Origin of the sequence: Nodosilinea sp. LEGE 07088, from assembly GCF_015207395.1 — a bacterium.
Taxonomy (GTDB): Bacteria; Cyanobacteriota; Cyanobacteriia; order Phormidesmidales; family Phormidesmidaceae; genus Nodosilinea.
This window is the reverse complement of record NZ_JADEWX010000098.1, coordinates 1-22,401: the sequence shown is the minus strand read 5'-3', so window position 1 is coordinate 22,401 and position 22,401 is coordinate 1. Positions and strand designations below refer to the sequence as shown.

22 protein-coding genes, 1 tRNA gene and 1 pseudogene are annotated in these 22,401 nt (G+C 55.5%); 9 read left to right on the top strand and 15 right to left on the bottom strand.

Annotation, left to right across the window (positions count from 1 at the left end):
* Positions 1 to 1,833, top strand: a 1,833-nt coding sequence (locus tag IQ254_RS19395; protein WP_193967810.1) for a hypothetical protein, incomplete at its 5' end; no start/stop codon positions are given.
* 166 nt (positions 1,834 to 1,999) lie between these two features.
* Here the strand turns inward: IQ254_RS19395 and IQ254_RS19390 are convergent.
* Together IQ254_RS19390 and IQ254_RS19385 are read right to left on the bottom strand one after the other, a co-directional pair.
* A pseudogene (locus IQ254_RS19390) lies at positions 2,000 to 3,502 on the bottom strand (NAD(P)H-quinone oxidoreductase subunit 4); the annotation flags it as partial.
* Positions 3,503 to 3,662: 160 nt separating this feature from the next.
* Complete coding sequence (locus IQ254_RS19385; protein ID WP_193967808.1) at positions 3,663 to 5,741, bottom strand: NAD(P)H-quinone oxidoreductase subunit 5; 2,079 nt, start codon at positions 5,739 to 5,741, stop codon at positions 3,663 to 3,665.
* 422 nt (positions 5,742 to 6,163) lie between these two features.
* Between IQ254_RS19385 and IQ254_RS19380 the strand changes: the two genes are divergently transcribed.
* Positions 6,164 to 6,529 (top strand): hypothetical protein, encoded by a 366-nt coding sequence (locus IQ254_RS19380; protein WP_193967807.1) that lies wholly within the window; start codon positions 6,164 to 6,166, stop codon positions 6,527 to 6,529.
* 71 nt (positions 6,530 to 6,600) lie between these two features.
* On the opposite strand, the gene IQ254_RS19375 is transcribed toward IQ254_RS19380, so the two are convergent.
* The 5 genes from IQ254_RS19375 to IQ254_RS19355 form a co-directional block, all read right to left on the bottom strand.
* Positions 6,601 to 7,179: a TIGR04376 family protein gene (locus IQ254_RS19375; RefSeq protein WP_193967806.1), complete on the bottom strand. Its 579-nt coding sequence runs from the start codon at positions 7,177 to 7,179 to the stop codon at positions 6,601 to 6,603.
* Positions 7,180 to 7,378: 199 nt separating this feature from the next.
* On the bottom strand, positions 7,379 to 7,732 hold the full coding sequence (locus IQ254_RS19370; RefSeq protein ID WP_193967805.1) for a hypothetical protein: 354 nt from the start codon (positions 7,730 to 7,732) through the stop codon (positions 7,379 to 7,381).
* Positions 7,733 to 7,942: 210 nt separating this feature from the next.
* Complete coding sequence (locus tag IQ254_RS19365; RefSeq protein WP_193967804.1) at positions 7,943 to 8,935, bottom strand: hypothetical protein; 993 nt, start codon at positions 8,933 to 8,935, stop codon at positions 7,943 to 7,945.
* 224 nt (positions 8,936 to 9,159) lie between these two features.
* Entirely contained in the window at positions 9,160 to 9,768 is a 609-nt protein-coding gene (locus tag IQ254_RS19360; protein WP_193967803.1) for a cupin, read from the bottom strand.
* Positions 9,769 to 9,770: 2 nt separating this feature from the next.
* Complete coding sequence (locus tag IQ254_RS19355) at positions 9,771 to 10,565, bottom strand: nuclear transport factor 2 family protein (protein ID WP_193967802.1); 795 nt, start codon at positions 10,563 to 10,565, stop codon at positions 9,771 to 9,773.
* Positions 10,566 to 10,662: 97 nt separating this feature from the next.
* Here IQ254_RS19355 and murG point away from each other — a divergent pair, with 97 nt between their 5' ends.
* Entirely contained in the window at positions 10,663 to 11,760 is a 1,098-nt protein-coding gene (gene murG, locus IQ254_RS19350) for an undecaprenyldiphospho-muramoylpentapeptide beta-N-acetylglucosaminyltransferase (protein WP_193967801.1), read from the top strand.
* A gap of 199 nt (positions 11,761 to 11,959) precedes the next feature.
* On the opposite strand, the gene IQ254_RS19345 is transcribed toward murG, so the two are convergent.
* A complete protein-coding gene (locus IQ254_RS19345; RefSeq protein WP_193967800.1) occupies positions 11,960 to 12,205 on the bottom strand; it encodes a hypothetical protein in 246 nt (81 codons plus the stop codon).
* Between the two features lie 255 nt (positions 12,206 to 12,460).
* Between IQ254_RS19345 and IQ254_RS19340 the strand changes: the two genes are divergently transcribed.
* The gene (locus tag IQ254_RS19340; protein ID WP_193967799.1) at positions 12,461 to 13,054 is read left to right on the top strand and encodes a DUF1997 domain-containing protein; all 594 of its coding nucleotides are present in this window, start codon (positions 12,461 to 12,463) and stop codon (positions 13,052 to 13,054) included.
* Here the strand turns inward: IQ254_RS19340 and IQ254_RS19335 are convergent.
* Positions 13,051 to 13,827, bottom strand: coding sequence for an S-adenosyl-l-methionine hydroxide adenosyltransferase family protein (locus IQ254_RS19335; RefSeq protein ID WP_193967798.1), 777 nt, complete (start codon positions 13,825 to 13,827; stop codon positions 13,051 to 13,053). The genes IQ254_RS19340 and IQ254_RS19335 overlap by 4 nt on opposite strands.
* The gene (moaC, locus tag IQ254_RS19330; protein WP_193967797.1) at positions 13,824 to 14,318 is read right to left on the bottom strand and encodes a cyclic pyranopterin monophosphate synthase MoaC; all 495 of its coding nucleotides are present in this window, start codon (positions 14,316 to 14,318) and stop codon (positions 13,824 to 13,826) included. Before moaC ends, IQ254_RS19335 begins: the two co-directional genes overlap by 4 nt.
* A 62-nt stretch (positions 14,319 to 14,380) precedes the next feature.
* On the opposite strand from moaC, the gene IQ254_RS19325 reads away from it, so the two are divergent.
* A tRNA-Arg gene (locus IQ254_RS19325) sits at positions 14,381 to 14,454 on the top strand.
* Positions 14,455 to 14,507: 53 nt separating this feature from the next.
* On the opposite strand, the gene IQ254_RS19320 is transcribed toward IQ254_RS19325, so the two are convergent.
* Positions 14,508 to 15,794 carry an MFS transporter gene (locus tag IQ254_RS19320; RefSeq protein ID WP_193967796.1) on the bottom strand — a complete coding sequence of 429 codons (1,287 nt, stop codon included), beginning with the start codon at positions 15,792 to 15,794 and terminating at the stop codon, positions 14,508 to 14,510.
* 80 nt (positions 15,795 to 15,874) lie between these two features.
* Here IQ254_RS19320 and IQ254_RS19315 point away from each other — a divergent pair, with 80 nt between their 5' ends.
* A complete protein-coding gene (locus tag IQ254_RS19315; RefSeq protein ID WP_228040886.1) occupies positions 15,875 to 16,372 on the top strand; it encodes a DUF1643 domain-containing protein in 498 nt (165 codons plus the stop codon).
* A 52-nt stretch (positions 16,373 to 16,424) separates the two neighbouring features.
* On the opposite strand, the gene IQ254_RS19310 is transcribed toward IQ254_RS19315, so the two are convergent.
* Positions 16,425 to 17,099: a rhomboid family intramembrane serine protease gene (locus IQ254_RS19310; protein ID WP_193967795.1), complete on the bottom strand. Its 675-nt coding sequence runs from the start codon at positions 17,097 to 17,099 to the stop codon at positions 16,425 to 16,427.
* 606 nt (positions 17,100 to 17,705) lie between these two features.
* Entirely contained in the window at positions 17,706 to 18,506 is an 801-nt protein-coding gene (locus IQ254_RS19305) for a hypothetical protein (RefSeq protein WP_228040885.1), read from the bottom strand.
* A gap of 80 nt (positions 18,507 to 18,586) precedes the next feature.
* Here IQ254_RS19305 and IQ254_RS19300 point away from each other — a divergent pair, with 80 nt between their 5' ends.
* Genes IQ254_RS19300 through IQ254_RS19290 form a run of 3 tightly spaced genes read left to right on the top strand, consistent with a single transcriptional unit; the run spans position 18,587 to position 20,614 of the window.
* Complete coding sequence (locus IQ254_RS19300; protein ID WP_193967794.1) at positions 18,587 to 18,958, top strand: AsnC family protein; 372 nt, start codon at positions 18,587 to 18,589, stop codon at positions 18,956 to 18,958.
* Complete coding sequence (locus IQ254_RS19295; protein ID WP_193967793.1) at positions 18,924 to 19,970, top strand: hypothetical protein; 1,047 nt, start codon at positions 18,924 to 18,926, stop codon at positions 19,968 to 19,970. Before IQ254_RS19300 ends, IQ254_RS19295 begins: the two co-directional genes overlap by 35 nt.
* Before the next feature lie 8 nt (positions 19,971 to 19,978).
* Entirely contained in the window at positions 19,979 to 20,614 is a 636-nt protein-coding gene (locus IQ254_RS19290) for a hypothetical protein (protein WP_193967792.1), read from the top strand.
* Here IQ254_RS19290 and IQ254_RS19285 read toward each other — a convergent pair.
* Both IQ254_RS19285 and IQ254_RS19280 read right to left on the bottom strand, forming a co-directional pair.
* Complete coding sequence (locus IQ254_RS19285; protein ID WP_193967791.1) at positions 20,611 to 21,183, bottom strand: hypothetical protein; 573 nt, start codon at positions 21,181 to 21,183, stop codon at positions 20,611 to 20,613. The two genes, IQ254_RS19290 and IQ254_RS19285, sit on opposite strands and share 4 nt — an antisense overlap.
* Positions 21,176 to 22,012, bottom strand: a complete 837-nt coding sequence (locus IQ254_RS19280) for a bis-aminopropyl spermidine synthase family protein (protein WP_193967790.1) — start codon at positions 22,010 to 22,012, stop codon at positions 21,176 to 21,178. The genes IQ254_RS19285 and IQ254_RS19280 overlap by 8 nt, the downstream gene beginning before the upstream one ends.
* Positions 22,013 to 22,401: the final 389 nt, after the last annotated feature.

Here is a 22,401-nt window from a genome sequence, read left to right as displayed (position 1 = left end):
GCCCCGCCCCCCGAGCCTCAGCCAGAGGCCCAAGCGGCGCCGCATTCCCTGGCTCTAGACTTTGCTGTAGAAGCTTCTCCAGCGGTAATGGTGGCGCGCGAGGCCAAAGCGGCCGCCCTAGCCGCAGCCTTGGTACCAGCCGACCCACTGGCGAGCTTATTTGAAGGCGATACCAACTCTTTGGTAGCTTGGGCCGTGGGCAGCGCCGAGGGCACCCGCACCCCCAACGGGGCTTTCAATCCTGCTTATAATGGCCACACCGACCCGGGCAATCGGGTGTGGAACATGGGCACGTTCTCTTACCAACACGGGGCAAAAACCCCCGAGGAGGCCGACCAAAAGCAGCTGGCCCGGCTCAAAAATCAGGCCGATGTGCTACGCGACCGGGCGCTCAAGCACGGTCTTAACCTCACCCTCGAAGAGACCCTCAATGGTCTAGATTTAGCCAACCAATCACCCCTCGCCTCCATTGGCCGAGTGGGCTACATTGAGCGCTTGGTAGAGGCCAAAGCCAATGGCTATGAGGGCTATGAAGCCATTCTAGTGGCCCGTACTCGCGCCTACATCAATCCTAGAACCGGTGGCTGGAATGCTCCTGGGCTAGGCAATACTGAACTCAGCATTCGCCGTGACCAGAAACGACGGGCTGACGCCGTAGCCAAAGCGATCGCCGCCTACGAGGCCAAAGATCCTGACCTGCTACCCCAGACCTGGACTCTAGTGCCTCCCAAACCTGACCCCGCTAGTCTGATCGCCTTGGCCCAGCCCGAGGTTGAGCCCGTAGACGAAATTCTGCAGATGTGGACTTCCCCCAGCGACCCAGTGGCACCGGCAGAACCAGTAGCTGCTGAGCCAGCAGAAACAACACCATCTGCAGACTCGGTGGCGCTAGCAGCCAGCGACGATCCCTTAGCCGCGCTGTGGCAAATTACCACCCATACAGTGTCTCAGTTGCGCCCTAGTCCCGAGTTGCCCTCCGACCATCCTCAATCACCCCAGGCTGCCGCTCTCTTTGGGGGTTGGCTCAATGGTGAGCAGGCCTCGGAAGCCTCTAACCCTGAGACTGATTCACGTCAGCCCACGGCTGCCGAAACCCCTGAAGAACCCCAAATGGCCGCTTTCTTTGGGGGGTGGCTCAATGGTGAGCAGGCCTTAGAAGAAACCAGCACTCAGCCCCCTCAAGAGCCTTCTCCGGCCTCCCCGGTGGTTGCAACAGTGCCTGAGGAGCAATCTGTAGCCCCTAGCGATGCAGCGGCAGAGGAGCCAGCCATGGTGGCCGATGCATCGGATGCAGCCGCGTCACAAACCCGAGCTGGCGATACGCCGCCGACCTGGGCTGCGACCCGAGAGGCTAATCAAGCCTCCTCACTACCGATGGAAGGGGCTGCCAACCCAGAGCCTCTATTTCCTGGCGCAGTGCCCGAAAGCGCTGTTTACACACCCATGGCTACCAGCCCAGAAGCGGCCGATCTACCCGTAGAAACCTCCCCTCCTGAGGCAGCGTTGCCCGCGCTTGACCTGCCCGCGCCCCCGGTCGAGGCGGTGACTTCAGACGCCGAAAACCTAGGCGCAGAACTGCCGATCGCTGTTGTAGAACCCCCGGCTGTAGATGACCTAGCTGCGAGTGCCGCTGCTGAACAAAATCCTGAAACCCCTGTCCCATCAGCCACAGAGCCTGCTTCTGGTGGGCTAGATGCTCCCATGGATGCTGATGTTCTCAACTTTGAATCGGTTGATGTAGATGCCATGGAGCAACCAAAGGCTTTAGACGTTATCGAACCCTCGGAGCAAGTGGACTACAAACGTTCTAGCGCTGAGGGGGTTGCCCTGTAGAAGGGTCGTCGATGCCCAAATTGTTTACCGATGTGCGACCCCCCAGACTAGACAATTACCAATAGCCATGAGTAGCTAATGAACCCAACTATTGGCCGATCGATGGCGCTCTCAGTACGGGTAAGGCCGCAATGGGTGCATTGCCCTCTGGCTCTGCGATGAATACGTCGCCAAGGCGAGCAGTCAGCCGCTGGATTGTGGCATCGTAAATCTGGGTCAGCATCTTGGGGTAAAAGCCAAAGCCAATGATCGGCACCAGCAGGCAAGCGATGATAAACACCTCACGGGGCTCGGCATCGGCCAGTACTTCGTGCTCGATCAGCTCTTTGTTTTCGGGGCCGTAGAAAATTTCCCGCAGCATTGACAGCAGATAAATCGGCGTGAGAATCACCCCGATCGCCATAAAGATGACGGTCACCAGCCTAAAGGTAAAGCTGTAGGCGTCACTGGTGGCAAAGCCCACAAAGACCATCAGCTCAGCCACAAAGCCGCTCATGCCCGGCAGTGCCAGGGACGCCAGCGAGCAGGTGGTGAACATGGCAAAAATCTTGGGCATCTTTTTGCCGACGCCGCCCATCTCATCCAAAATGAGGGTGTGGGTGCGATCGTAGGTAGCCCCTACCAAAAAGAATAGGCTGGCCCCAATTAACCCGTGGGAGATCATTTGCAGCACCGCGCCGCTCAGCCCCAGGTTAGTGAAGGAGGCAATACCAATCAGCACAAACCCCATGTGGGAAATCGACGAATAGGCGATCTTGCGCTTGAGGTTGCGTTGGGCAAAGGATGTCAGCGCTGCGTAGACAATATTGATGCAGCCCAAAATCACCAGGATCGGGGCGAAGTAGGTGTGGGCATCGGGTAGCATGCCCAGATTCATGCGAATTAGAGCGTAGCCCCCCATCTTCAGCAAGATACCTGCCAGCAGCATATGTACCGGGGCCGTGGCCTCGCCGTGGGCATCGGGCAGCCAGGTGTGCAGCGGAATAATCGGTAGCTTCACGGCGTAGGCGATCAAAAAGGCACCGTAGAGCAGCAGCTGTAGCCGCAGCGGGTAGACCTTCTCCGCTAGGGCCGTCATGTCAAAGGTGATGGTGTCGCCGTAGAAGGCCATCGCCAGCGCCGCCACCAGAATGAACAGCGAACCGCCCGCCGTGTAGAGAATGAACTTGGTCGCCGCGTAGAGGCGCTTTTTGCCGCCCCAAATTGACAGCAGCAGGTACACCGGGATCAGCTCTAGCTCCCAAAACAGAAAGAACAGCAGCATGTCCTGCACGGCAAAGACGCCGATTTGGCCGCTGTACATAGCTAACAGCAAAAAGTAGAAGAACTTGGGCTTGAGGGTTACAGGCCAGGCTGCCAGAGCCGCCAGGGTGGTGATAAAGCCCGTGAGCAGCACCAGAGGCATAGATAGGCCATCGACCCCTACCGACCACTTGAGGTCGAGCTGGGGTACCCAGGTATAGCTTTCAACCAGTTGAAGCCCGGGCTGGCTAAAGTCGTAGCTGAGGTAAAAGGCAGCCACGATCAGTACGAAGTCGATCAGGCCGACCGAGAGAGCATACCAACGAACTGTTTTGCCATTGTCGTCAGGCAAAAAGGGAATCGCAACGCAGGCCACTAGCGGCAGCAGCGTAACGGTAGTTAACCAGGGAAAAGTCGCGAGGTCCATAAAGCTGTTTCTCGTCGCGGTATCTAGGAGGGGCAAGAGCGCTTAGCGATGACTCTAAGCCGAAGAAAGTGAATTTTGGAGAGGATCGAAACAGTTTTTACAGCAAAGCAAGAAACTCTTAAGAGCCAGGGTTGTCTGCGATCGCAGACAACCCTGGCTCTTAGGTCACGCCCGACAACAGCACTAGGCCCAGCACAGCGCCAAACACAATGAGGGCATAGAACTGGGCCCGGCCATTCTCAAGGTACTTCAGCCCTTCCCCAGTCACCAGGGTAACGAGACCGGCTAGGTTGACCAGGCCATCGACGATGCGAATGTCGACTTCAAGCACCTGCTTGGCCAGTTTGCGGCTGCCCTGGACGAAGACGACGTCATAAATGTCGTCGATGTACCACTTATTGAGTGACAGGTTGTACAGCGGCTTAATCTTGGCTGCGATCGCACCCGCATCGATCACCTTCGTACGGTACATCAGCACCGAGAGCATGATACCGGCCACGGCGATCGCCACCGAGCTGCCGGCCATCAGCACAAACTCACTCCAGTCGAAGGCCGCAGCGGCCTCTAACACCTCTTCTACCTCGCCGGGAGGATGAATAAAGGCCTCAAAGTAGTTGGCAAAGGGCGTGCCCAGTAGACCTACCAACATCGAAGGCACCGCCAGCGCCATCAATGGAAAGGTCATCGACAGCGGTGACTCGTGGGGTTCATGGTCGTGGTCATGGTCATCGTGGTCGTCAGGGGGGGCATCTAGAGTCAGCTCCTGGGGGTTCATCGCTCCCGGCCCAAGGGACATGCCCATGCTCTGAAGTTGTGCCCGCTTGAGATCGTTGCGAATGCCTTCGTCGTTACCCCTAAAGCTGCCTTCAAAGGTGGAGAAGTACATGCGGAACATGTAAAAGGCGGTGATGCCCGCCGTTACCCAGCCCACGGCCCACAACACTGGACTGACTGCAAAGGTAGAGCCCAGGATTTCATCTTTTGACCAGAAACCGGCAAAGGGCGGAATGCCGCAAATAGCTAGGGTGCCAATTAGGAAGGTATAGGCTGTCACCGGCATGTACTTGCGTAGGCCGCCCATCAGACGCATATCCTGGGCCAATATCGGGTCGTGGCCCACCACCGATTCCATGCCGTGGATGACCGAACCAGAACCCAAAAATAGCATCGCCTTGAAATAGGCGTGGGTCATCAGGTGAAACAGACCCGCGCTATAGGCTCCCACGCCCATGGCCATGACCATGTAGCCCAGCTGCGACATGGTCGAAAAGGCTAGCCCCTTCTTGATGTCGTTTTGGGTAATGGCGATGGTGGCCCCCATGAAGGCGGTAAACGCCCCGGTGTAGGCAATTACGGTCATGACCGTTGGGATATGCTCAAACACCGGGTACATGCGGGCGACCAAAAAGACCCCCGCCGCCACCATTGTCGCGGCGTGAATCAGCGCCGAAATCGGGGTAGGGCCTTCCATGGCGTCGGGCAGCCACACGTGGAGGGGAAACTGGGCTGACTTAGCTACTGGGCCGAGGAACACCAAAATGGCAAAGATGGCGGCAACACTGGCGGGCAAGCTACCGATATTGACCAGGTCGGTGAGCCGTTCGCCCATGATCTCAAAGTCAAAGCTGCCGGTGGCCCAGAATAGACCCAAAATGCCCAACAGCAGGCCAAAGTCGCCCACCCGGTTAGTGACAAACGCCTTCTGGCAGGCATCGGCGGCGGGCTTGCGGTTGTACCAAAAGCCAATCAGCAGGTACGAGCACATGCCCACCAGCTCCCAAAACACGTAGACCTGGAGCAGGTTGGGGCTAATCACCAGGCCCAGCATGGAGGAACTAAACAGGCTGAGATAGGCGTAGAACCTAACATAGCCTGGGTCGTGGGCCATGTAACCGTCGGTGTAGATCATCACCAAGAAGGCGACGGTGGTGACCACCACCAGCATCAGCGCGACCAGATGGTCGATGGTGTAGCCCATCTCGATGCGAAAGTCGCCCGCTGAGGCCCATTCAAACATAGCTGTGTAGGGAGCGTGTCCCTGCCACTGGCTCCAAAAAATTGCAAAGGAAAAGACCATCGCTGCCCCGATCAGGGAAACGATGAAAACCGACACCAGCTGTCGTAGTTTGCTGGTGGCTTCGCCGTAGGAAATCAGGCCAATGCCCACGACGGCGGCTCCGAGGAGCGGCAGCAGTGGGATCAGCCAGGCGTATTGATAAAGGGTGTCTACAGAATCCATTTCGACTGCCTACTCCAAGAGCTTGGGTGAGTTGGCAAAAAACCGCTTACATTCTGACATACCCTTCACCAAGGAAAAGTCGGCTTGGTAGCAAAGTGGAGACAGATTGGGCGCGATCGCACCCCCATACTCCCTCTTTTGGCTAGCCAGTAGCTGTGTCAAGCAGTTTATAAGCCTTGCCCCAGGCCCATTCTGGAGATCTGTCGTCGAGGTGGGCTGTTTCTTAAGAAAAATGTCCAATTCCTTGAGCAAATACTTTTAGGTGAGCCAAAGAGGTGAGCCAAAGCTGACGGATAAGCCATAATTGAGCTGCCTCGATATCTCCATAAAACCTGTCGGTATGAGGATGTCTTCAGCGTCCAATCCCGAGGTCGTTAACGGTTGACGTTGCTTGGGCCTCGGGCATAGACCGTATTAGTGCGATGAAATTTTGGCTGGTTTGCGTTGTATTGCTATTTTTTGGCTCCGAAGCCACCCAGTGGCTGGGGCAAATGCCCTGGCTCAGCGGCGTTGAGCTATCGCTGCCCATGACCATTTTTGGCGGGATTGGTCTGGCGATCGCTTCTAACTATGCCGTGCTGTCTGGCCGCCGCCAGCCGGGTCTAGAAACACTGCTGAGCCGAGAGCCCTCAGAGGCGATCGCGCCTCAGGCCGTCCCCCCATCTTCCCAGGCTGGGGACGGTCTACCGACAGATCCGTTGGTGAGTTCATCGGCGAAACCCGGTGCGATCGCCAGCAAAGGCGGGTCGATTTCCTTTGAAATTAAGCAACAACCATCAGGCCGATAGGGGGATCAAAACATCGCAGCGATTGGAGATTCGTGCGTTTGCCTCTTGACCGCCTGAGCTCCCCCGCTCCCCTACTTTCCCACCTGGCGCTTCAGTTCCTCCAGCTCCTGCTCGGTTTCCCAGCGCTGAAACGACTCTTCAACCGGATCCATAGGGTCTTTGCCAAAGCCATCAAAGGGTGGCTGGGCCCAGCCCGTATCCCAGCTGGTGGAAGCGCGCTGAGCGGTGCGCTGGGCCTGGGTTGCGGCAATTTTTGTCTTGAGTTCGCGGCGGCGATCGTGAATCTCTTTTTGGAGGGTGCGGGTTTGCTCAATTTGCTCTTTGATGCCTTTCATCTGGCCCCAGTACTGGTTGCCCTGGCGCAGCAGGGCCGCCTCGCGCTCTTCGGCAGCCTGAGCTAAATCTAGACGGTTGGCGGCCTGGGCTTTTGTGATTCGCCCATGCCAGCGCTGAATGTCTTGGGCCGTGGCGAGAATGCTATCTTCGAGCTGCTTTTCGCGGCGCTTGAGGTCTCCCAGCAGGCGAATGGCGTCTTGCTCTTGGCCCCGCAGCTGATCTTCTAACCCCCACAGCTCTAGATGGGGGTTGGCTTTGAGAAATTCATCAAGCCGAGTTTCAAGAAACCGACTCAGGTCTTCAAATAAGCCCATGGATGTGCTCCTGCCGCAACGCCTGCCTTTCAGAATAGCGGTTTAGCGGGGGTAGAAACCTGCTCTTATGCGCTGCCGCAGGCTAGGGGTGGGTAGGTGGGCATCGACGCCCCTAGCCGCAGGTGACGCTGCCGTCCTGGTTTGACCCACCCCGCCCTTGAAGCAACCCGCCGAGGACGGGCTGGTTGCTACGCTTCACCTATCGCATGACTTGGGAGATGACACCCTTGCTTTCCATGCAGGCCAAATACTCCCGTTCGGTATCGTCTATCTTGTAGTCGGTGTAGTTGTCTTTAACGTCAAATACCTTCTCTAAAAAGTCGTTTTTAGATTGTTCTAGGGCGCGGGCAAAGCTGCCCTGACTCAGTTCTGCGGGTAGGCACTGCACCATAGCGGTTAAATCAGTACCATCGGCAGCAAGATACTGCTGAGTGCTGGACATATCATCGGCCTGAGCTGGAGCAACTAAGCCCGTGAACCATACCATACCCGCCACCAGCGCAATGATCAGGCGCTGGACTGCACCACACTTTAGAAAACGAAGCAGATCCATAGGGATAAAACCTGTAGTAGGAGCGATGTGGTTTTATCTTAGCCAAATAAAAAAGCGACGGCTGGCTACCCTAGAGTAGTCATTGCTAGCCACTGGAATCGCAGAGGCTGCGATCGCAGCCTGTGTCCTAGTAGACCAGGGTCGATAGTTGCTCTGCCGCGATCGCGATCACGCCAGCGGTGAATCAACAGTTAGAGAAATCTCGCCAGGCTAAAACTTCTGGCCGATGAAGATCGATCGCACCTCGCCGTTGCGGCGAACGACAGCCTCCTCATTCGAGACCGATACCAGGCTCCAGCCACTGCTGCCGATGCGTTCGCCAATGTAGACCCGCTGAGATACGCCATTGATTTCAAACAGGGCAGCAGAGCGATCGCCCAGTTCTAAAATGCCCACCAACGTGTGGGCCGGGTTAGCCGTCGCCGCACTAGTCTGGGGTGGTGCTGTGGGCACCACAGGCGAGGCTGCCCTAACCCCGGGCTGAGGCACCAAACCTTGGGCTCCGGCGGTGGGCTGCTGGCTGGTCTGATAGGGAATGTACACCCGCTCAATCACATTGACTGGGCCAGTGCCGAGGCTACCTACGGTGCCGCCTGCGCCTAAGGGCGGCAGCATGGGCGGGGTGGGTGTCGCTGAACCTGGGGGGAGCTGGCTCGCAGTGGCGGTATTGCCCAACTCACCGCTCTCAACCTTGTCGTAGATGACTTCCAAGGAGCGCTGGAGGTAGGCCAAAAACTCTTCGTCTGACTGTTGGCCTAGCGTGTCAGCATTGGGCGATCTACCTTGCTGGCCCAGCCACAGCAACCCGCCTACACCGATCAGCGACAGCGCTGTAATGGCCAACAACAGCCGATCAAACAGCTTGCCAAAGCGGGTTTTGGCCGGGGCGGGAGCTGGCTGGCTATGGTCACCACTAAAGAAATCGATCTCGTTGCCTAGGGCCGTCAACGAGGTTTCAGCCGTTTCGGAGTTGGCGGGGGTGGCGACGGTTTCGACAATGGGGGCAATGGCTGTGGAGGCTGGTTCAGGAGGCGCTTCAGCGGCAGCTAAGGCGTTGTCGTCACCATCCAAAATTTTATCTACATCGTCAAATAGCTCGGTAATCAGGCTATCGGCGTAGGTACTGACCAGAGCTTCTGAATCCACCGGGGTCGGTTCCTCGGGAGACAATGTGGCAGTGCTGAGGGCTTCTTCCTGGCTCATAGGTCGATTTATCCTGGCGTTGGCAAAGGGAGAAATTGATGGTCTGAAATAGGTGCTTGAGGTGGGCCACCTGAGCAGCTCAACTAGGCCAAACTAGAGACTAAAATCTAGCTTTGACAGACACTCCCCCAATCGTCTGATGAAGTTTACCCCAACTTCCCAAATCTTTCATCTACTAGCGCAGAAACCCGGCAATTTGTTTTTTAGATAGACCGTGGCAATGACTAAAACAGCTTGGCCGTATGGGTTTTGGGATCAAACTCGTAGCGATCGCTAAAATCTGTTACCCCGTAGAGGTTAAATGATACCGTCGGCTCATCGCCGAGGGGTTCTACGCTGTGGATGGCGTTAGCAGTCAGGGCAACGATATCACCGGGGTTGAGAATCAGTTCGTCGATCTGCTCTAGGCGATCGGGCTGCTGGGGCTGGGGGGCTCGTTTCCACAGGCGGTTGCGCTCTTGCCCCCCGACTAGGGCCACAATGCCCCAGGTGCCGTGGTTGTGAATGGTCGAATGGTGCCCCGGCAGCCAAGACACCATCTGCACTGTGATCGGATATTCGTGCTCTCGGTAGAGAAAGTTAACGCTCCAGCCCGTCGCCGGGTTAGGGGCGCTGTACTCCATTTGGAGCCAGTAAGAGCTCACCAGCAGCTTGCGCACTAGGGGAGTAATCACCTCTAGGCGGCTGGTGTCGTCGTGAAACGTGTCGAGAATATCTTCCAGTTCGGTCAAAAACCGAAAAAGGCGATAATAGCGCCCCGGCTCTACCATATCGGCATCCCCAAAGGGACGATGGCTGCCGTCGTCAGTGATGAGCCAGTTTTGGTGGGCCATGGTCACTCGACCTGAACACGACGGGTTTCAACGACTAAGCCATCTTCGCGAATGACCACCGTCGAGACCCAGCGACTGTCGGGTTCGGCGGGGGCTGTGCCCACTTTGTAGAGCCCCCCCGAGCTGAGAATGTCAAAAACTACCGGGCGCGGCTCAAAAAAGTCGGTGGCCGTCACGCCCTCCTCTACGGCAGCACCCATCAGCGTATTCTCACCTAGGGGCTCGAGCACGATGGTGTCAAAGCTGTAGGTTTGACCGGGGCTGAGGGTCTCAGGGAGCTGTACCTGGAGCGTGGGCGGGTTCTCGCCCGACACCAGGCGGCTAGTTTCGGCTAGGGTCTCCTGGTAGGCAATCTGGCCATTTTCGAGACGCTGGCGCGAGGTGACATCGGCATTGAGGGTGAGCACCCGGTCAGCCTGCACCTGCTTACCGGTCACCGTGGTGCGGGTCTCGAGGGTGTAGTTGCCGGGGCCATCGGCCTGCCAGCTCAATAGCTCAATGTCGTAGGTAATGTCGGGGTACTGCTGCCAGAGGGCTTCGAGGGTTTGGCGCAGTTGGGCGTAATCAAACCCGGTGTCGCTAGCAAACGACTCGCTGTAAAAGGCCATGACGGCGTCGAGGTCGCGATCGCTGGCAGCTAATTGTAGCTCTGTGAGCAGGCCCTCTACCTCGACCGGGGCGGCTTGGGCCAGCAGTGGCGGGCTAGCCTGGGCTGGGCTAGGCCAGGCGGCAGGGGTTAATCCCAGGGTCGCTATTGCCCATAGGCCAAGACTCCACCGCTTTGTTGCTGTTGCCACGCTCAACCGCCCTACGTCAGAAATACTCCGTCTACCTTATATCAATTGCCGGGGAGTTGGTATAGTTAGAGGCGTTTTCTGTGTCTAGGGTGCTTTCGTGTATCAGACCTCTACCCAAGCGGCATCGCCTCGGCTGCTGGTGGCTGCCAGCGGCACGGGCGGGCATTTGTTTCCGGCGATCGCCACCGCCGCCGCCCTGGGGGTAGAGGGGTATCAGATCGAATGGCTGGGGGTGCCCGATCGCCTCGAAACCACCCTGGTGCCCGACTACTTTCCGCTGCACACTGTGCGCATGGCTGGGTTTCAGGGCCGACCGGGGTTGAGAACCATTCAGACCCTGATTAAGTTTGGCCAAGCCACCGGACAGGTGCGGCGGCTACTCAAGCAGGGCAAGTTTGACGGCGTGTTTACCACTGGCGGCTACATTGCGGCTCCGGCGATTCTGGCGGCGCGATCGCTGGGCCTGCCCGCCGTGCTGCACGAGTCTAACGCTCTGCCGGGCAAGGTTACCCGCTGGCTCAGCCCCCGCTGCACCATCGTGGCGCTGGGGTTCGATGCTGCCCGCCAGTACCTGCCCAAGGCCAAGACAGTGGTGGTCGGCACCCCAGTCCGCGACGAATTTCTCACCGCTGAACCGCCCGTATTAAGCGATCCCGCCATTCCCGATGGGGTGCCGCTGATTGTGGTGGTTGGCGGTAGCCAGGGTGCTGTGGCGGTCAATCAACTGGTGCGCGCCGCTGCCCCAAAATGGATTGACGCGGGCGCGTGGATTGTGCACCAAACCGGCAGCAGCGACCCCGAGGCCGACAGCTACAGCCATGCCCAGTACATTCATCGCCCCTTCTTTGGTGCCATGGCGGCGCTGATGCATCGGGCGACCCTGGCCATTGGCCGAGCCGGGGCGGGCACACTGACAGAATTGGCCATATCTCGCACCCCGTCGATTTTGATTCCCTACCCCTTTGCGGCAGAAGATCACCAGACGGTGAATGCTCAAACTTTTGTCGATGCCCAGGCTGCTCTGATGCTAAAGCAAAGCCAGATTTCTGCCGAAGAATTTCAGGCCCTAGTCCTGGACTTGTTGACGGCACCGGAGCGTTTAGAGGCGATGGCCACGGCGGCTGGGAGTTTGGCCACCGCCGACAGCGCTACGAAGCTGGCCGACTTGATTCAGCAGGTCATACTGAACCGTTAGCCACTACGTCACCTGCCTGGATCTATATCACCTTGCCTAGAACGCCGGTACAGAAACCCGGTTTCTCGGACAGAATGCCAGTCATGCCCTCAGGGCAACGACAAAGAAACCGGGTTTTTAGCCGAAGGCTGAAATATGTCCACCGTTCTGGATCGCTTGGCTCCCTAGCTCCCCTGCTGCTCCCTACTGGGCATTGGGCCTATTGAACTAGCTGAGGGGCCTGAGGCTGAGCGGCAGCCTTCTGAGTCAATGGCTGGAGGCGAAAACCCACAACCTGCTGCCCGCGACAGTAAAAACCGAGCTTGGGTCGCATCTCAAAAGCGGGGGGAGCGCCTGTCTGCAATTCGCTTTCGGTGTAGAGCCAGTAGCCTTTTGCTCCGGCCACAAGCTGCACCGGAGTTTCTTTGGTGCGCGAAACTAAAACATGGGTTGGGGTAAATGTCATTGCGGTCTCCTTGGGTGCAACTGATCCTGAACGAGTCGTAACTCTATGTAACGCCTTCTCAGATCAAGATGCGATCCGGAGAGCCGAATAGGGATGGGGAGGATCTCACCATCCTGCTCCAAAGCAAAGGTCTTAGGGTGCCCAACCGTGCTCTCCAAACACCACGAAATCTGAAGCAGGTATTAAATTGTTAAACAGAGGTTACAAAAGTTCATCTACCTCTGGTCGTACGCCATTTTCAGGTAGCGTTTTTTTATGCAAGAATTTCACGCCAGCCAAACGTTGCGCCTGCGGGTGCCCAATGAGGCTGTCCCCATCGAACACTACCTACGGCAGCCCCAGCGACTGGTTCAGGCGATTACCGACTCGCGCCGCATTGAGGTGCTGGGCGACGGAGTCTATCGTCTGAGCCTGCGACCGCTGCAATTCATGGGCATTAGTATTGAGCCCACCGCTGATCTGCGGGTATGGAGCTTGGCCGATGGCACCCTGCGCCTGGAGTCGGTAGACTGCCAGGTCAAAGGCCCCGACTACCTCAGCTTTGTGAATGACTCGTTTGGCATGGCGCTACAGGGCACCCTAACCCCCCGACGTGGCTCGGGCCATACCGAGTTGCAGGGCCACGCCGATCTCCAAATTCACCTAGAACTGCCGCCTCCCATTCGCTACATGCCAAACTCGGTGCTCGATCGCACCGGGAAGACCTTTTTGAGCAGCATTTTAGGCACCATGAAGCACCGCATTGAGCGCCAGCTGGTCGAAGACTACCGCGCCTGGGTGGCCGCCACCCAGGGACAGCCTCAGGTCAGGGCACGAGGGGGATTGCAGGGCCATGTGGCGGAGGGCTAAAGCCGCGTCAGGGTGATGCGATCGCCCACCGTTATCCCCAGCTGCTGCTGGGCGCTGCCCCGATTGACCGCAACTTCTACAAATCCGTGGCTGCCGATCAGCGCCAATCCTTCACCGACAGCCACTTCGCCGTAGGTACTCACCCCGGGCAGCAGGCGTGGGCCTAACCCGAGTTGCCACGGGCCAGGCTGTACGGCGCTGGCTGGGATATTGGTGGCGGCATTGCCAAAGCGATCGATATACTGCACCGCTCCCATCCAGCCGTTGGGGATTGCTGTAGGTTGGACTAGCGGCAACTGCACAAGAGAATGTGGCTCAATCGGTGAGCCGAGCTGTTCAATCGGCACACCGTTGTGCAGGTGGGCCGCCACCGGGGCAAAAATATCGCGTCCGTGGAACGTGGCGCTGGGCTGAGCCAGACGCCAGTAGTCAGCATTCGTGAGCTCGACGGCGGTCAGGATGGGAGCGTGATCTAACACCCCGCTGAGGACGCCATTGTCAGGCCCGACCAACCAGCCCCGCTCGGTTTGGACCGCCACTGCCCGCCGTTGAGTGCCCACCCCTGGATCCACCACCACCAGGTAAACAGTGCCCACTGGCAGGTAGGGGTAGGCGCTCAGCAGTGCAAACCGAGCGACGTAGAGATCCTGGGGGGAAACAGCGTGGGTGAGGTCGATGCAGTGCGCCGCAGGGGCCACGGTGGCGATCACCCCCTTCATCACCCCGACATAGCTGTCTTGGGTGCCAAAGTCGGTAATCAGGGCAATGGTCATGCCTCTGCGCGGTAGTCGCCCGACTTGCCGCCGGTTTTCTTCAGCAGGCGAATTTGGCGAATCTCGATCGATTTTTCCAGGCCCTTGGCCATGTCGTAGAGGGTGAGGGCAGCGACGCTGACGGCGGTGAGGGCCTCCATTTCGACCCCGGTTTCAGCTTTGATTTTGACCGTTGCCTGAATGGTGTACCCGGGCAGACTGGCGTCGGCGTTAATCTGCACCTCCACCTTTTGAATCGGGAGCGGGTGACAGAGGGGAATCAGATGGGCGGTTTGCTTGGCGGCCATAATGCCGGCAATGCGGGCAGTACCCAACACATCCCCCTTGGATGCGTTGCCGGCCTCAATGGTGGCCAGGGTTGAGGGCCGCATGACCACGGTGGCAACGGCGACGGCCTCTCGCAGGGTTTGGGCCTTAGGGGCTACATCGACCATATGGGCCTGGCCTTGGGCATCGAGATGGCTTAGACCCGGCGCAGAAGTTTCAGTCATGGGTTTTGGGGTACAGGTTTAGAATCAGCCAAGGAATATGCTACTATCTAAGACCTGTGCAAGGGCGTGTAGCTCAGTGGACTAGAGCACGTGGCTACGGACCACGGTGTCGGGGGTTCGAATCCCTCCTCGCCCGTTTTAATCAGAAATTTTTTCCGCTCCAGGTTAGTGGTTTGGCGCTGGGTGAGGTCAGTCTACGGCGTAGACATCCCGACCGTGGCCGAGGGCAAATCGGAGAGAATGGCTTAGATCTTTGCTGTTGGCGGTGGCGAATACGATTAGTCCCACCAGGGTCATCACCCCGGCGAGGCCAAAGATGCCTCGGTAGCTGAGCTGATCGGCGATGGTGCCAAATACAGGCCCCGCCAGGGCAATGCCCACATCAAACCCCACCATGGCGAGGCCAAAGGTGCGGCCGCGATCGCTGGGGCTAGAGCGATCGCCCATCAGGGCTGCAATCATGGGAATCAGGGTGCCCCCCGCCATCCCCTGAATCATCCCCGCCAGTAAAAACATGGGCGCGCTGCGGGCCAGCCAAAATACGCCCATAGCCACACTGTAAATCAGCAGGCTAGCGGTGATAAACCGACCCCTGCCATGGCGATCGGAAGCCCGCCCGGCCACCAGCCGAGACATGAAGCTGGCCAAGGCCGAAGCCGAGTAAATCAGGCCCACATTCAGCGCCAGCCCGGCCTCGCGCACGTAGAGCGGCACAAAGGTGCTCAGGGTGCCAAAGGCCAACCCCACCAGCAGCAAGATGATCGCTGGGGTGCGTATCCGCCCGCTCCACAGCTGACTCCAAAATTCCGTTGAGGCGGCATCGTCGCCCCCCGGGCGGGGTCGATAGGGTTCCTGGAGTCGGGCTACTAGCAGCAGCCCGACGATGCCCAGTAGCCCCATAGCCAAAAACGCCGTGGTAAACCCCAGGGCCTCGTAGAGAAAGCCCCCTAACGCCGGGCCGAGGGCCAAGCCTATGGGGTTGACCAGGGTCATATAGCCAATCAGTTCGCCCCGGCGGGCGGGCGGGGCCAGGTCAAGCACCAGGGCACTGTAGGCCACCACAAAAGCGGCAATGCTCAGGCCATGAAAGGCCCGGATGACCATCATCGCGAGCATAGAGGCATCTAGATTGAGGGTGTAACCGCCTACCGATAAGGGCACCACCCAGTGGGGCAACAATTGCACCAGCAGGTAGCCAAAGGGGGCGATCGCGATCGCACTCAGCCCAATCATCAGCACCACCTTGCGCCCCCGCTCGTCGGCCAGTCGCGACAGGTAGGGCCGCGCTACCAGCAGGCCGATGGCAAACGAGGCCATCACAATGCCAATTTGTTGACCGCTGCCGCCCAGGGTTTCAATGAAAAGGGGCAGGGTGGGTAGCAGCCCCGCCAGCCCGGCCCAGAAGCACAGCCCCGAGGCAAATAGCACCATCAGGTTGTTGCGCACCGAGGGGCTAAAGGTTGAGAAAATAGTCAAAACAGTCGTTCTCCGTGGAGTGGGGTGGCCTCGGAAATAACGCGCCAGTCCCCGGCCTATCCTTTCTCTAATGTAAACAAATGTTACAGGCAATGGAGCGCAGCGCCATCTTCGACTCGACGGGCTGCTATCGCTATTATCTGGGTCGGCGGTGGAATCAGGCCGCTCCCAGGCTGGCTATTGTCATGCTCAACCCCAGCCAGGCTGACGCTAGCCGCGATGACCCCACCCTCCGTCGCTGCATTGGGCTGGCCCAGGGTTGGGGCTTTGGGGCGATCGCCGTGGTCAATTTATTTGCCTACCGCAGCCCCCATCCCCGGGTGTTGAGCCAGGTCGCAGATCCCATTGGCCCTGGGAACAACGCTGCTCTAGCTGAGGCTACCCAGCAGGCCGATCAAGTTTTACTGGCCTGGGGCAACTGGGGTAGCTGGCGGGAGCGCGATCGCGCCGTGTTAACGCTACTGGCTCCCCACCAGGCTAAATTTCGCTGCCTGGGGCAAAACCGTACCGGGCAACCGCGTCATCCCCTCTACGCTCCTCGTGCTGCCCCCCTATTGCCTTGGCCAGTAGCAGTTTAGGGTGTGGTACTGGCCTCCTTCAGCCCTCTAAACCCAGGCATCCTAACCCGACCTATCGCCGTCTCACAGGTTCTTGGTAGACGCCGTAGGCAGCCACAATGCCCAACACCAAACCAAACAAATGCCCCCACCAGGCCACCATCGGCTGGGTCGGAAAAATGCCAAAAATAAACGTACTGTAGTTGATCAACACAAACACCGAAATCAACAGCGGCACTATCCGACGTTCTAGCCAGCCAATACATAACAGATAGCCAAACAGGGTATAAACCACCCCGCTGAGCCCGTGCACGCTACTGGGGCCCAGCAGCCAGGCCGCTACTCCGCCCCCGAGCCAGCCCACCAGCAGCGTCACCCAGTAGTCGCGGCGACTTTTGGCTAAAATCAGCCAGCTAAAAATCAAAAACCCGATGGTGTTGCCAATCAGGTGAGCAAAGTTGGCGTGGGAAAAGGCCGACAAAAAAATGCCCGGTATGCCCTCAATGCTGCGGGGGTGCAGCGGCATATTCCAGCGGCCACCAAACACGACCTGGTCAATAATCTCCTGGGTCCAGGGAATTGCCACCAGATAGAGCGGCAGCATGACATTAGACTTCAGGCTGCTGCTCCAACTCTGAGCTGGTGGTGCAGGCTTAGCCTGAGCCGCTGGATGCGCGGCAGACGGTGCAGAACTGTTGAGTTCTGCCTCTAACTGCTTGAGTTTGGCCTGTAACTTGGGGTCGTCCAACGGAGTTGCCTGTAGGGAGATGGGCACTACAGCTAGGTTAGCCGCTTTATTCCCCCCTTGCCCAGTGGGGCTGTGACAACCCTAAATGAGACAGCCGTTAGCCCACAGTCCACGGGGCAGATTGTCTGCTCGATACACAACTAGGTGGATTTTGGACTCATCTCTTTTGCACCGCGCAACCCGCTAGTCCAACCCTGGCATAGTTGTGCCGGGAGACAACTAGTCGAGTTGCGCGCGCAGGCAACTACTCAACCCACTAGTCTTCAGCAGGTTAAGGCCCTTAAGCACTCGGCTTATCGATAGTCACCTCAGCTACCTCCCAGCAGTGCCATTCTGCCCATTCAAAGTCGATATTTCAGGAAACCGTTTGATTGCAGGCGGGCTAACGGCGAAGTTCAGCGGCGACTAGTAACTTTGGCATCCCACCGACCATCTCTATTCCGCCGCTGCAACGATTTGTTATGCTTTAACCTCACAGATTACTCCCTGAATTTCCAATATTTCGTCCTCTTTTTAGAGAATTTCCCAAAACTTAAAATCTCTGCAAAATTCTAACTGGCACTTAATAACTTCAAAAAGCAAGACACGTTTACTCTGAGTAAAGTTTTACACCTTGCTATACTCAGAGCGCTTAAGCAGACTCAGACTATCAGTGAACGATAAGTCTTCTTCTTCACCAAAATCTAGTGTGCATTGCACCCAATCTATCCGTTCTATCATGCGAGAACGGATAGATTTAACCAAATCATTCCACGATTCAATGTCATCCGAATTTGTAATTGCCTTAATTTCAATAAGCTCCTTCACATCTAGTAATGATGGTTGGGCTAATTGTACACAATAGGGTGAACGAAGTTCAGCAGTAAAACTAACGGAATAACTTTTGGCATCAGATGTTTCATCCCTCAGCTTTAGGGCATGCACAACGGCTGTCACCTGTGATGCCCCAAGAGGTTTATTGGTTGTTACATTGCGAAGGTGGCTTGGGGATATAGAGATTTCATTGCTTTGTTCGTTCAATTCCTGATCGGAGAAACACACCAAAGCGTAATGACTTTCTTTTTTTCTACCAGAAGGCAAATATGCACGGCTCGTGATGAAGCAATGAATCGGCAATCTTCTTACTACGCCTTGTGCATCAACCCAGGCATTCCATATAACCACATCATTTGGTGACACATCAATTAGCTTAGGCTTGCTGGGCATTGGTGAAAAAATCACATGTAAAGAAGATATTTCAGGTGCTGCAACTTTAGCGTTTTCACCAAGGGACTGACCAATTCCCCAAAAGAAGTATCCACCACCTAATTGGCGTTCCCACTCCTTCCTGCGGATAATTGCCGTCAACTCTTCGCCAGCTTCTGTTCCCATTTTAGTCCAGCAGAATGTCGGGGGAATTTTTTTCATGATCGTGTCCACATCCAAGTGACTAGGATTATATCATTATGCTATTCATTAGTAATTATCGAATAGAATAATGAATAGACATGACAAATGACCAAACTCAGTTGGTGGTTCAGCAATTACTATCCTGCCTAAGAGCTGATAGCCGCTCTTCAAGCGAAATCGCTCGACTTGCCTCTGTGAGTCAGCCAACTGTTTCGCGTATGCGACGGTTTGATGGGAAGCGTCTACGCATCAGTCAGTCATTCAATAAGCTATGCAATTTCTATGATGTGCCATCTGTTACAGATGGTAAAGCAAGTCATGGATACGATAGCTTGCTGCGAGACGCTATTATTGATGCATGGGACGGAACAGAGGCAGGTGGAAGAGCATTGCTCACAGTGATTAAAGGGCTGAGGGGGTTAAATAAAAGACCAGATGACACAGCAGGAAATTCACTCGGACACATCTAACCGTCAGATCGATAGGATCTTTGGATCACTTGAATCTGCTGGTTTCCCGCGCAGCATGCAAAATGTGCTGCTACCCGAATGGGTGACACCAGAAGTGCTATCGGATACTGCGGCATCTTTGGAGATCGCGGCGATTCTCGCAAAGCGACTGGGTCTTCGTGCCAGTCCTCTGTTTGATGCTAGCCCACGAGTCGAATCGCTTCGGAGACGTGACGTAAAGTACAAGCGCTCAATTCCTAACAAGTCAAGGAATCTGACGGCATCAACAGCAATTGCAGTTAGTGTTGCTGAATCTATTGCATCAGCTTGTCGAGCGGAATTCGATCCATTTGTCGGCAGTGCTGAGGCTCTGCGTAAAGAGGTACTTGATGTTTTTCCGGGTAACTGGCTGGGGTTGAGGAATTTGCTGATGTCCTGCTGGTCGCATGGTGTACCTGTGGCTTATTTGACGGAACTTGGCATTGGTGTAGCGAAAATGGATGGGATGGTTATCCATACAGACAGCCGACCCGTCATCATTTTGTCAAAAGTGTCGCCCCTTTGGGCTTGGCAACTCTTCATTTTGGCTCATGAGGTGGCGCACTTGGCACTTGGGCATGTGGCTCCCAACGAAATACTGATCGATGAGGAACTGAGCGAAGATTCTTACGCATTGAGGGATAGCGACTTGGACGAACGTGCGGCTGATATATTCGCGATCGAGTTACTAAATGGTAGATCAAACGCGACTTATACCTCGTCAGATCATCAAATTAATTTCAGAGAGCTAGCCCATTCAGCATTTGAGCATGGCAAGGCACACCATATCGATCCTGGACACATTGTGTTGAACTTCGCGAATCAATCCGGGAAATGGGACGTGGGCATAGCTGCTGCTAAGGTGTTGCAAGATCAGAAGCCACCTGCGTCAGAAGTGATCAATCAAGCCATGTGGGGTGGCATTGACCCGGAGGTCTTGCCACCGGAAACCCTGGAATTCCTTGGCAGGGCTACTGGTTCACACCCTGGGTGAGGTCGTTCATGGATCGCCTACTTCTGATCGATAACGACGCTTTACTTAAACTTGCGCGTTATGGACTGCTCAATGAGGCTGTAGCCCTATTCGGTTGCACGATCACCGATGTGCGGGTGCTTGCGACAGCAAAATATGTCCTCTTGCCTTCTAAAAATCCCTTGCTTTTTTGTGAAGATGAGGAGAGCTACTCTAGATTAGAATCATTCCTCAAAGTCGCTAAACCCCTAGACACTAGTTTGGCTGACCCGGAGTTCTTGGACGCAATGAGTGCGGTACAAAATATTGATACTGGGGAAGCCTTGTTGCTTGCAGTAGGTGCTACCGCTAGTAGTACGCTGGTAATCACAGGTGATAAGCGATCGCTGGCAGCACTTTGCTCCCATGGATCTGTCGCCCACCTTGCCAATGCCTTGGCAGGTCGTGTTGTACCAATGGAAGTGCTGTTCTCGTACTTAGTCAAGGATCAATTTACTTACATCCAAAAGTGCGTGAGATCAAAATCTGATGTCGATAAAGCATTGAATATTGCATTTGGCGTAAGTGTTCCTGCAACCTACAAGTCAGTGCAAGAGGCGCTAGCTTCGTACATCAATCATCTGCGTGCTGTGACCGGGAACCTACTATACAGAGCATCTAGCTAATTTTTGAGGAAAACTGCATACGGTGCTTTAACGTTGGCAACTAGTCCGATACGCTTTAATGGCTGCTCCTCCTGTGCTACAGGTAGTTCCCGATGCGTATAAAGAAAGCACCCTTTGTCCGCCTGACCGACTAGATATTGGTCGGCTTTGCGTCCACGGCTAGGTCCAATTCCAACCTGTAGTTCACCCAGATCCAAGTCAAATTCTTCGACCCGAAGCTTGTCCAGAACTAGTGCATAACGTGACCCACGGACTTCTATACCCTTAGGAATTGGTTGCCAATCCACACCATCGTCTGAGTACTCTTTAGCAATTTCTGGCGGAGCGGCATGTTTAGAGTTCATCTTCTGCATAACAATGAGAATTTGATTGCCACTTTTTTCTACCTCTTTCGCAAACGGTTGAACCATCGTGAGTGGATGGCAAGTATTACCGCCATAACCCCAAAAAATAGAGCCTGCCTCTTCAAATTCGCGCTGTTTGCGCTCGACAATATCTTCGATACTCTCTTGTGCATGCAGACCAACTTTCATAAAAATAAGCCCTGCTTGCTTTATCTTGTCATCCATTGTCCACCTCAAGTTTTTCAAGTGTATAAAGAAGGTCTGATTCTCTGTCGGTGTTCAGTGTTGTCCGCTCACGCACGTATCGAAAGCGTAACGGAGAACTTCTGCCGTAAAAATTTTCGAGCCGTACCGACTCAAGAGGCTCCGATACAGTCTGCATACAACTAGGATCAATACGACGAAATAGGCACGAACATGACCGTAGGTCAGGTGCATCGTCGAGATGATAAAGGTGCAACTGTGGCAGCATCTCGGCTACTACGTATCCGAGTTCAAGCGCGCGGTGCTGGGTATCTCGTAAAACTCCTTGAGTCCATGCTAAGTCAGGGTCATCCGCTATGACGACAATCCCCAAACTCTTCTCCTTCGTTGCCTGACTGCCGCGCTCGAAAAAGGCAATAACACTTTCCCCATCGTTACTTGCTCCCCAAGGCGGATTGATGTGAAACCCGTCGTATACGCCAAAATGCTCTGGCGGCAGTGCGTCTGCCACATTATAAAGATGTGACGAAACCTTGATGTGAGGGCTAAGCTTTTCACCAAAGCGCCGCACGGAATTGACGATTCGTTCATCAAAATCAAGCAAAGTAATTGATTGCGGTCCATAGTTGATGACGTTTTCAGCTTTCAAATGAGCAGCAGACAGTGCAATTCCATCACCATCCCCGACAAATACGACATCCTTGTTGTCAAAAACACGAGCCACATACTCCGCTTGGATCACCATATCGGCAACCTTCATGTATATCTGGTCAAATTCGCGAAGAGGGATTGGTCGATTCTGGACGACATCTGAAATTGCGTTAATCGCCTTTCGCAGATCAAACTCCATAGAGGTTCCCAAAAAGTGTTTTTATAGAAGGTCGATAACCCATTGCCTCCCGCAAGTTTAACCATTGGTAGGATCTGCTATCATCCAGGCACATTGGTGCTGCACTCTCAATTATAGATTTTCTGACCAGCAACCTTAAAGTAATATCTAGCGGATTCTACCAACAGACTATTTCATGCTTACTTAATTTTGAACGCTAACAGATAAGATTTCGATCTCATTCCCACATCAAGAACTTGCAGCATAACATCAAGAACTTGCAGTCGGGTAAAGGAGAGAGTTTTATTTATTGCTCCCTCCCTCCCCTCAGAACCGTACGTACAACTTTCACTGTATACGGCTCAAGCAATCTCAATTGCTTATCGATGGAGTTGAGAGTGGCAGACCAG

What these genes read in the sequence shown, in the direction of transcription:
- IQ254_RS19385 (WP_193967808.1), bottom strand. Translation starts at nt 5,741, where the DNA reads ATGGATTCTGTAGACACCCTTTATCAATACGCCTGGCTGATCCCACTG.
- IQ254_RS19280 (WP_193967790.1), bottom strand. Translation starts at nt 22,012, where the DNA reads ATGGAGTTTGATCTGCGAAAGGCGATTAACGCAATTTCAGATGTCGTC.
- IQ254_RS19285 (WP_193967791.1), bottom strand. Translation starts at nt 21,183, where the DNA reads ATGGATGACAAGATAAAGCAAGCAGGGCTTATTTTTATGAAAGTTGGT.
- IQ254_RS19290 (WP_193967792.1), top strand. Translation starts at nt 19,979, where the DNA reads ATGGATCGCCTACTTCTGATCGATAACGACGCTTTACTTAAACTTGCG.
- IQ254_RS19335 (WP_193967798.1), bottom strand. Translation starts at nt 13,827, where the DNA reads ATGACCATTGCCCTGATTACCGACTTTGGCACCCAAGACAGCTATGTC.
- IQ254_RS19295 (WP_193967793.1), top strand. Translation starts at nt 18,924, where the DNA reads ATGACACAGCAGGAAATTCACTCGGACACATCTAACCGTCAGATCGAT.
- IQ254_RS19300 (WP_193967794.1), top strand. Translation starts at nt 18,587, where the DNA reads ATGACAAATGACCAAACTCAGTTGGTGGTTCAGCAATTACTATCCTGC.
- IQ254_RS19305 (WP_228040885.1), bottom strand. Translation starts at nt 18,506, where the DNA reads ATGAAAAAAATTCCCCCGACATTCTGCTGGACTAAAATGGGAACAGAA.
- IQ254_RS19345 (WP_193967800.1), bottom strand. Translation starts at nt 12,205, where the DNA reads ATGACATTTACCCCAACCCATGTTTTAGTTTCGCGCACCAAAGAAACT.
- IQ254_RS19340 (WP_193967799.1), top strand. Translation starts at nt 12,461, where the DNA reads ATGCAAGAATTTCACGCCAGCCAAACGTTGCGCCTGCGGGTGCCCAAT.
- IQ254_RS19375 (WP_193967806.1), bottom strand. Translation starts at nt 7,179, where the DNA reads ATGGGCTTATTTGAAGACCTGAGTCGGTTTCTTGAAACTCGGCTTGAT.
- moaC (WP_193967797.1), bottom strand. Translation starts at nt 14,318, where the DNA reads ATGACTGAAACTTCTGCGCCGGGTCTAAGCCATCTCGATGCCCAAGGC.
- IQ254_RS19365 (WP_193967804.1), bottom strand. Translation starts at nt 8,935, where the DNA reads ATGAGCCAGGAAGAAGCCCTCAGCACTGCCACATTGTCTCCCGAGGAA.
- IQ254_RS19380 (WP_193967807.1), top strand. Translation starts at nt 6,164, where the DNA reads ATGAAATTTTGGCTGGTTTGCGTTGTATTGCTATTTTTTGGCTCCGAA.
- IQ254_RS19370 (WP_193967805.1), bottom strand. Translation starts at nt 7,732, where the DNA reads ATGGATCTGCTTCGTTTTCTAAAGTGTGGTGCAGTCCAGCGCCTGATC.
- IQ254_RS19360 (WP_193967803.1), bottom strand. Translation starts at nt 9,768, where the DNA reads ATGGCCCACCAAAACTGGCTCATCACTGACGACGGCAGCCATCGTCCC.
- IQ254_RS19315 (WP_228040886.1), top strand. Translation starts at nt 15,875, where the DNA reads ATGTTACAGGCAATGGAGCGCAGCGCCATCTTCGACTCGACGGGCTGC.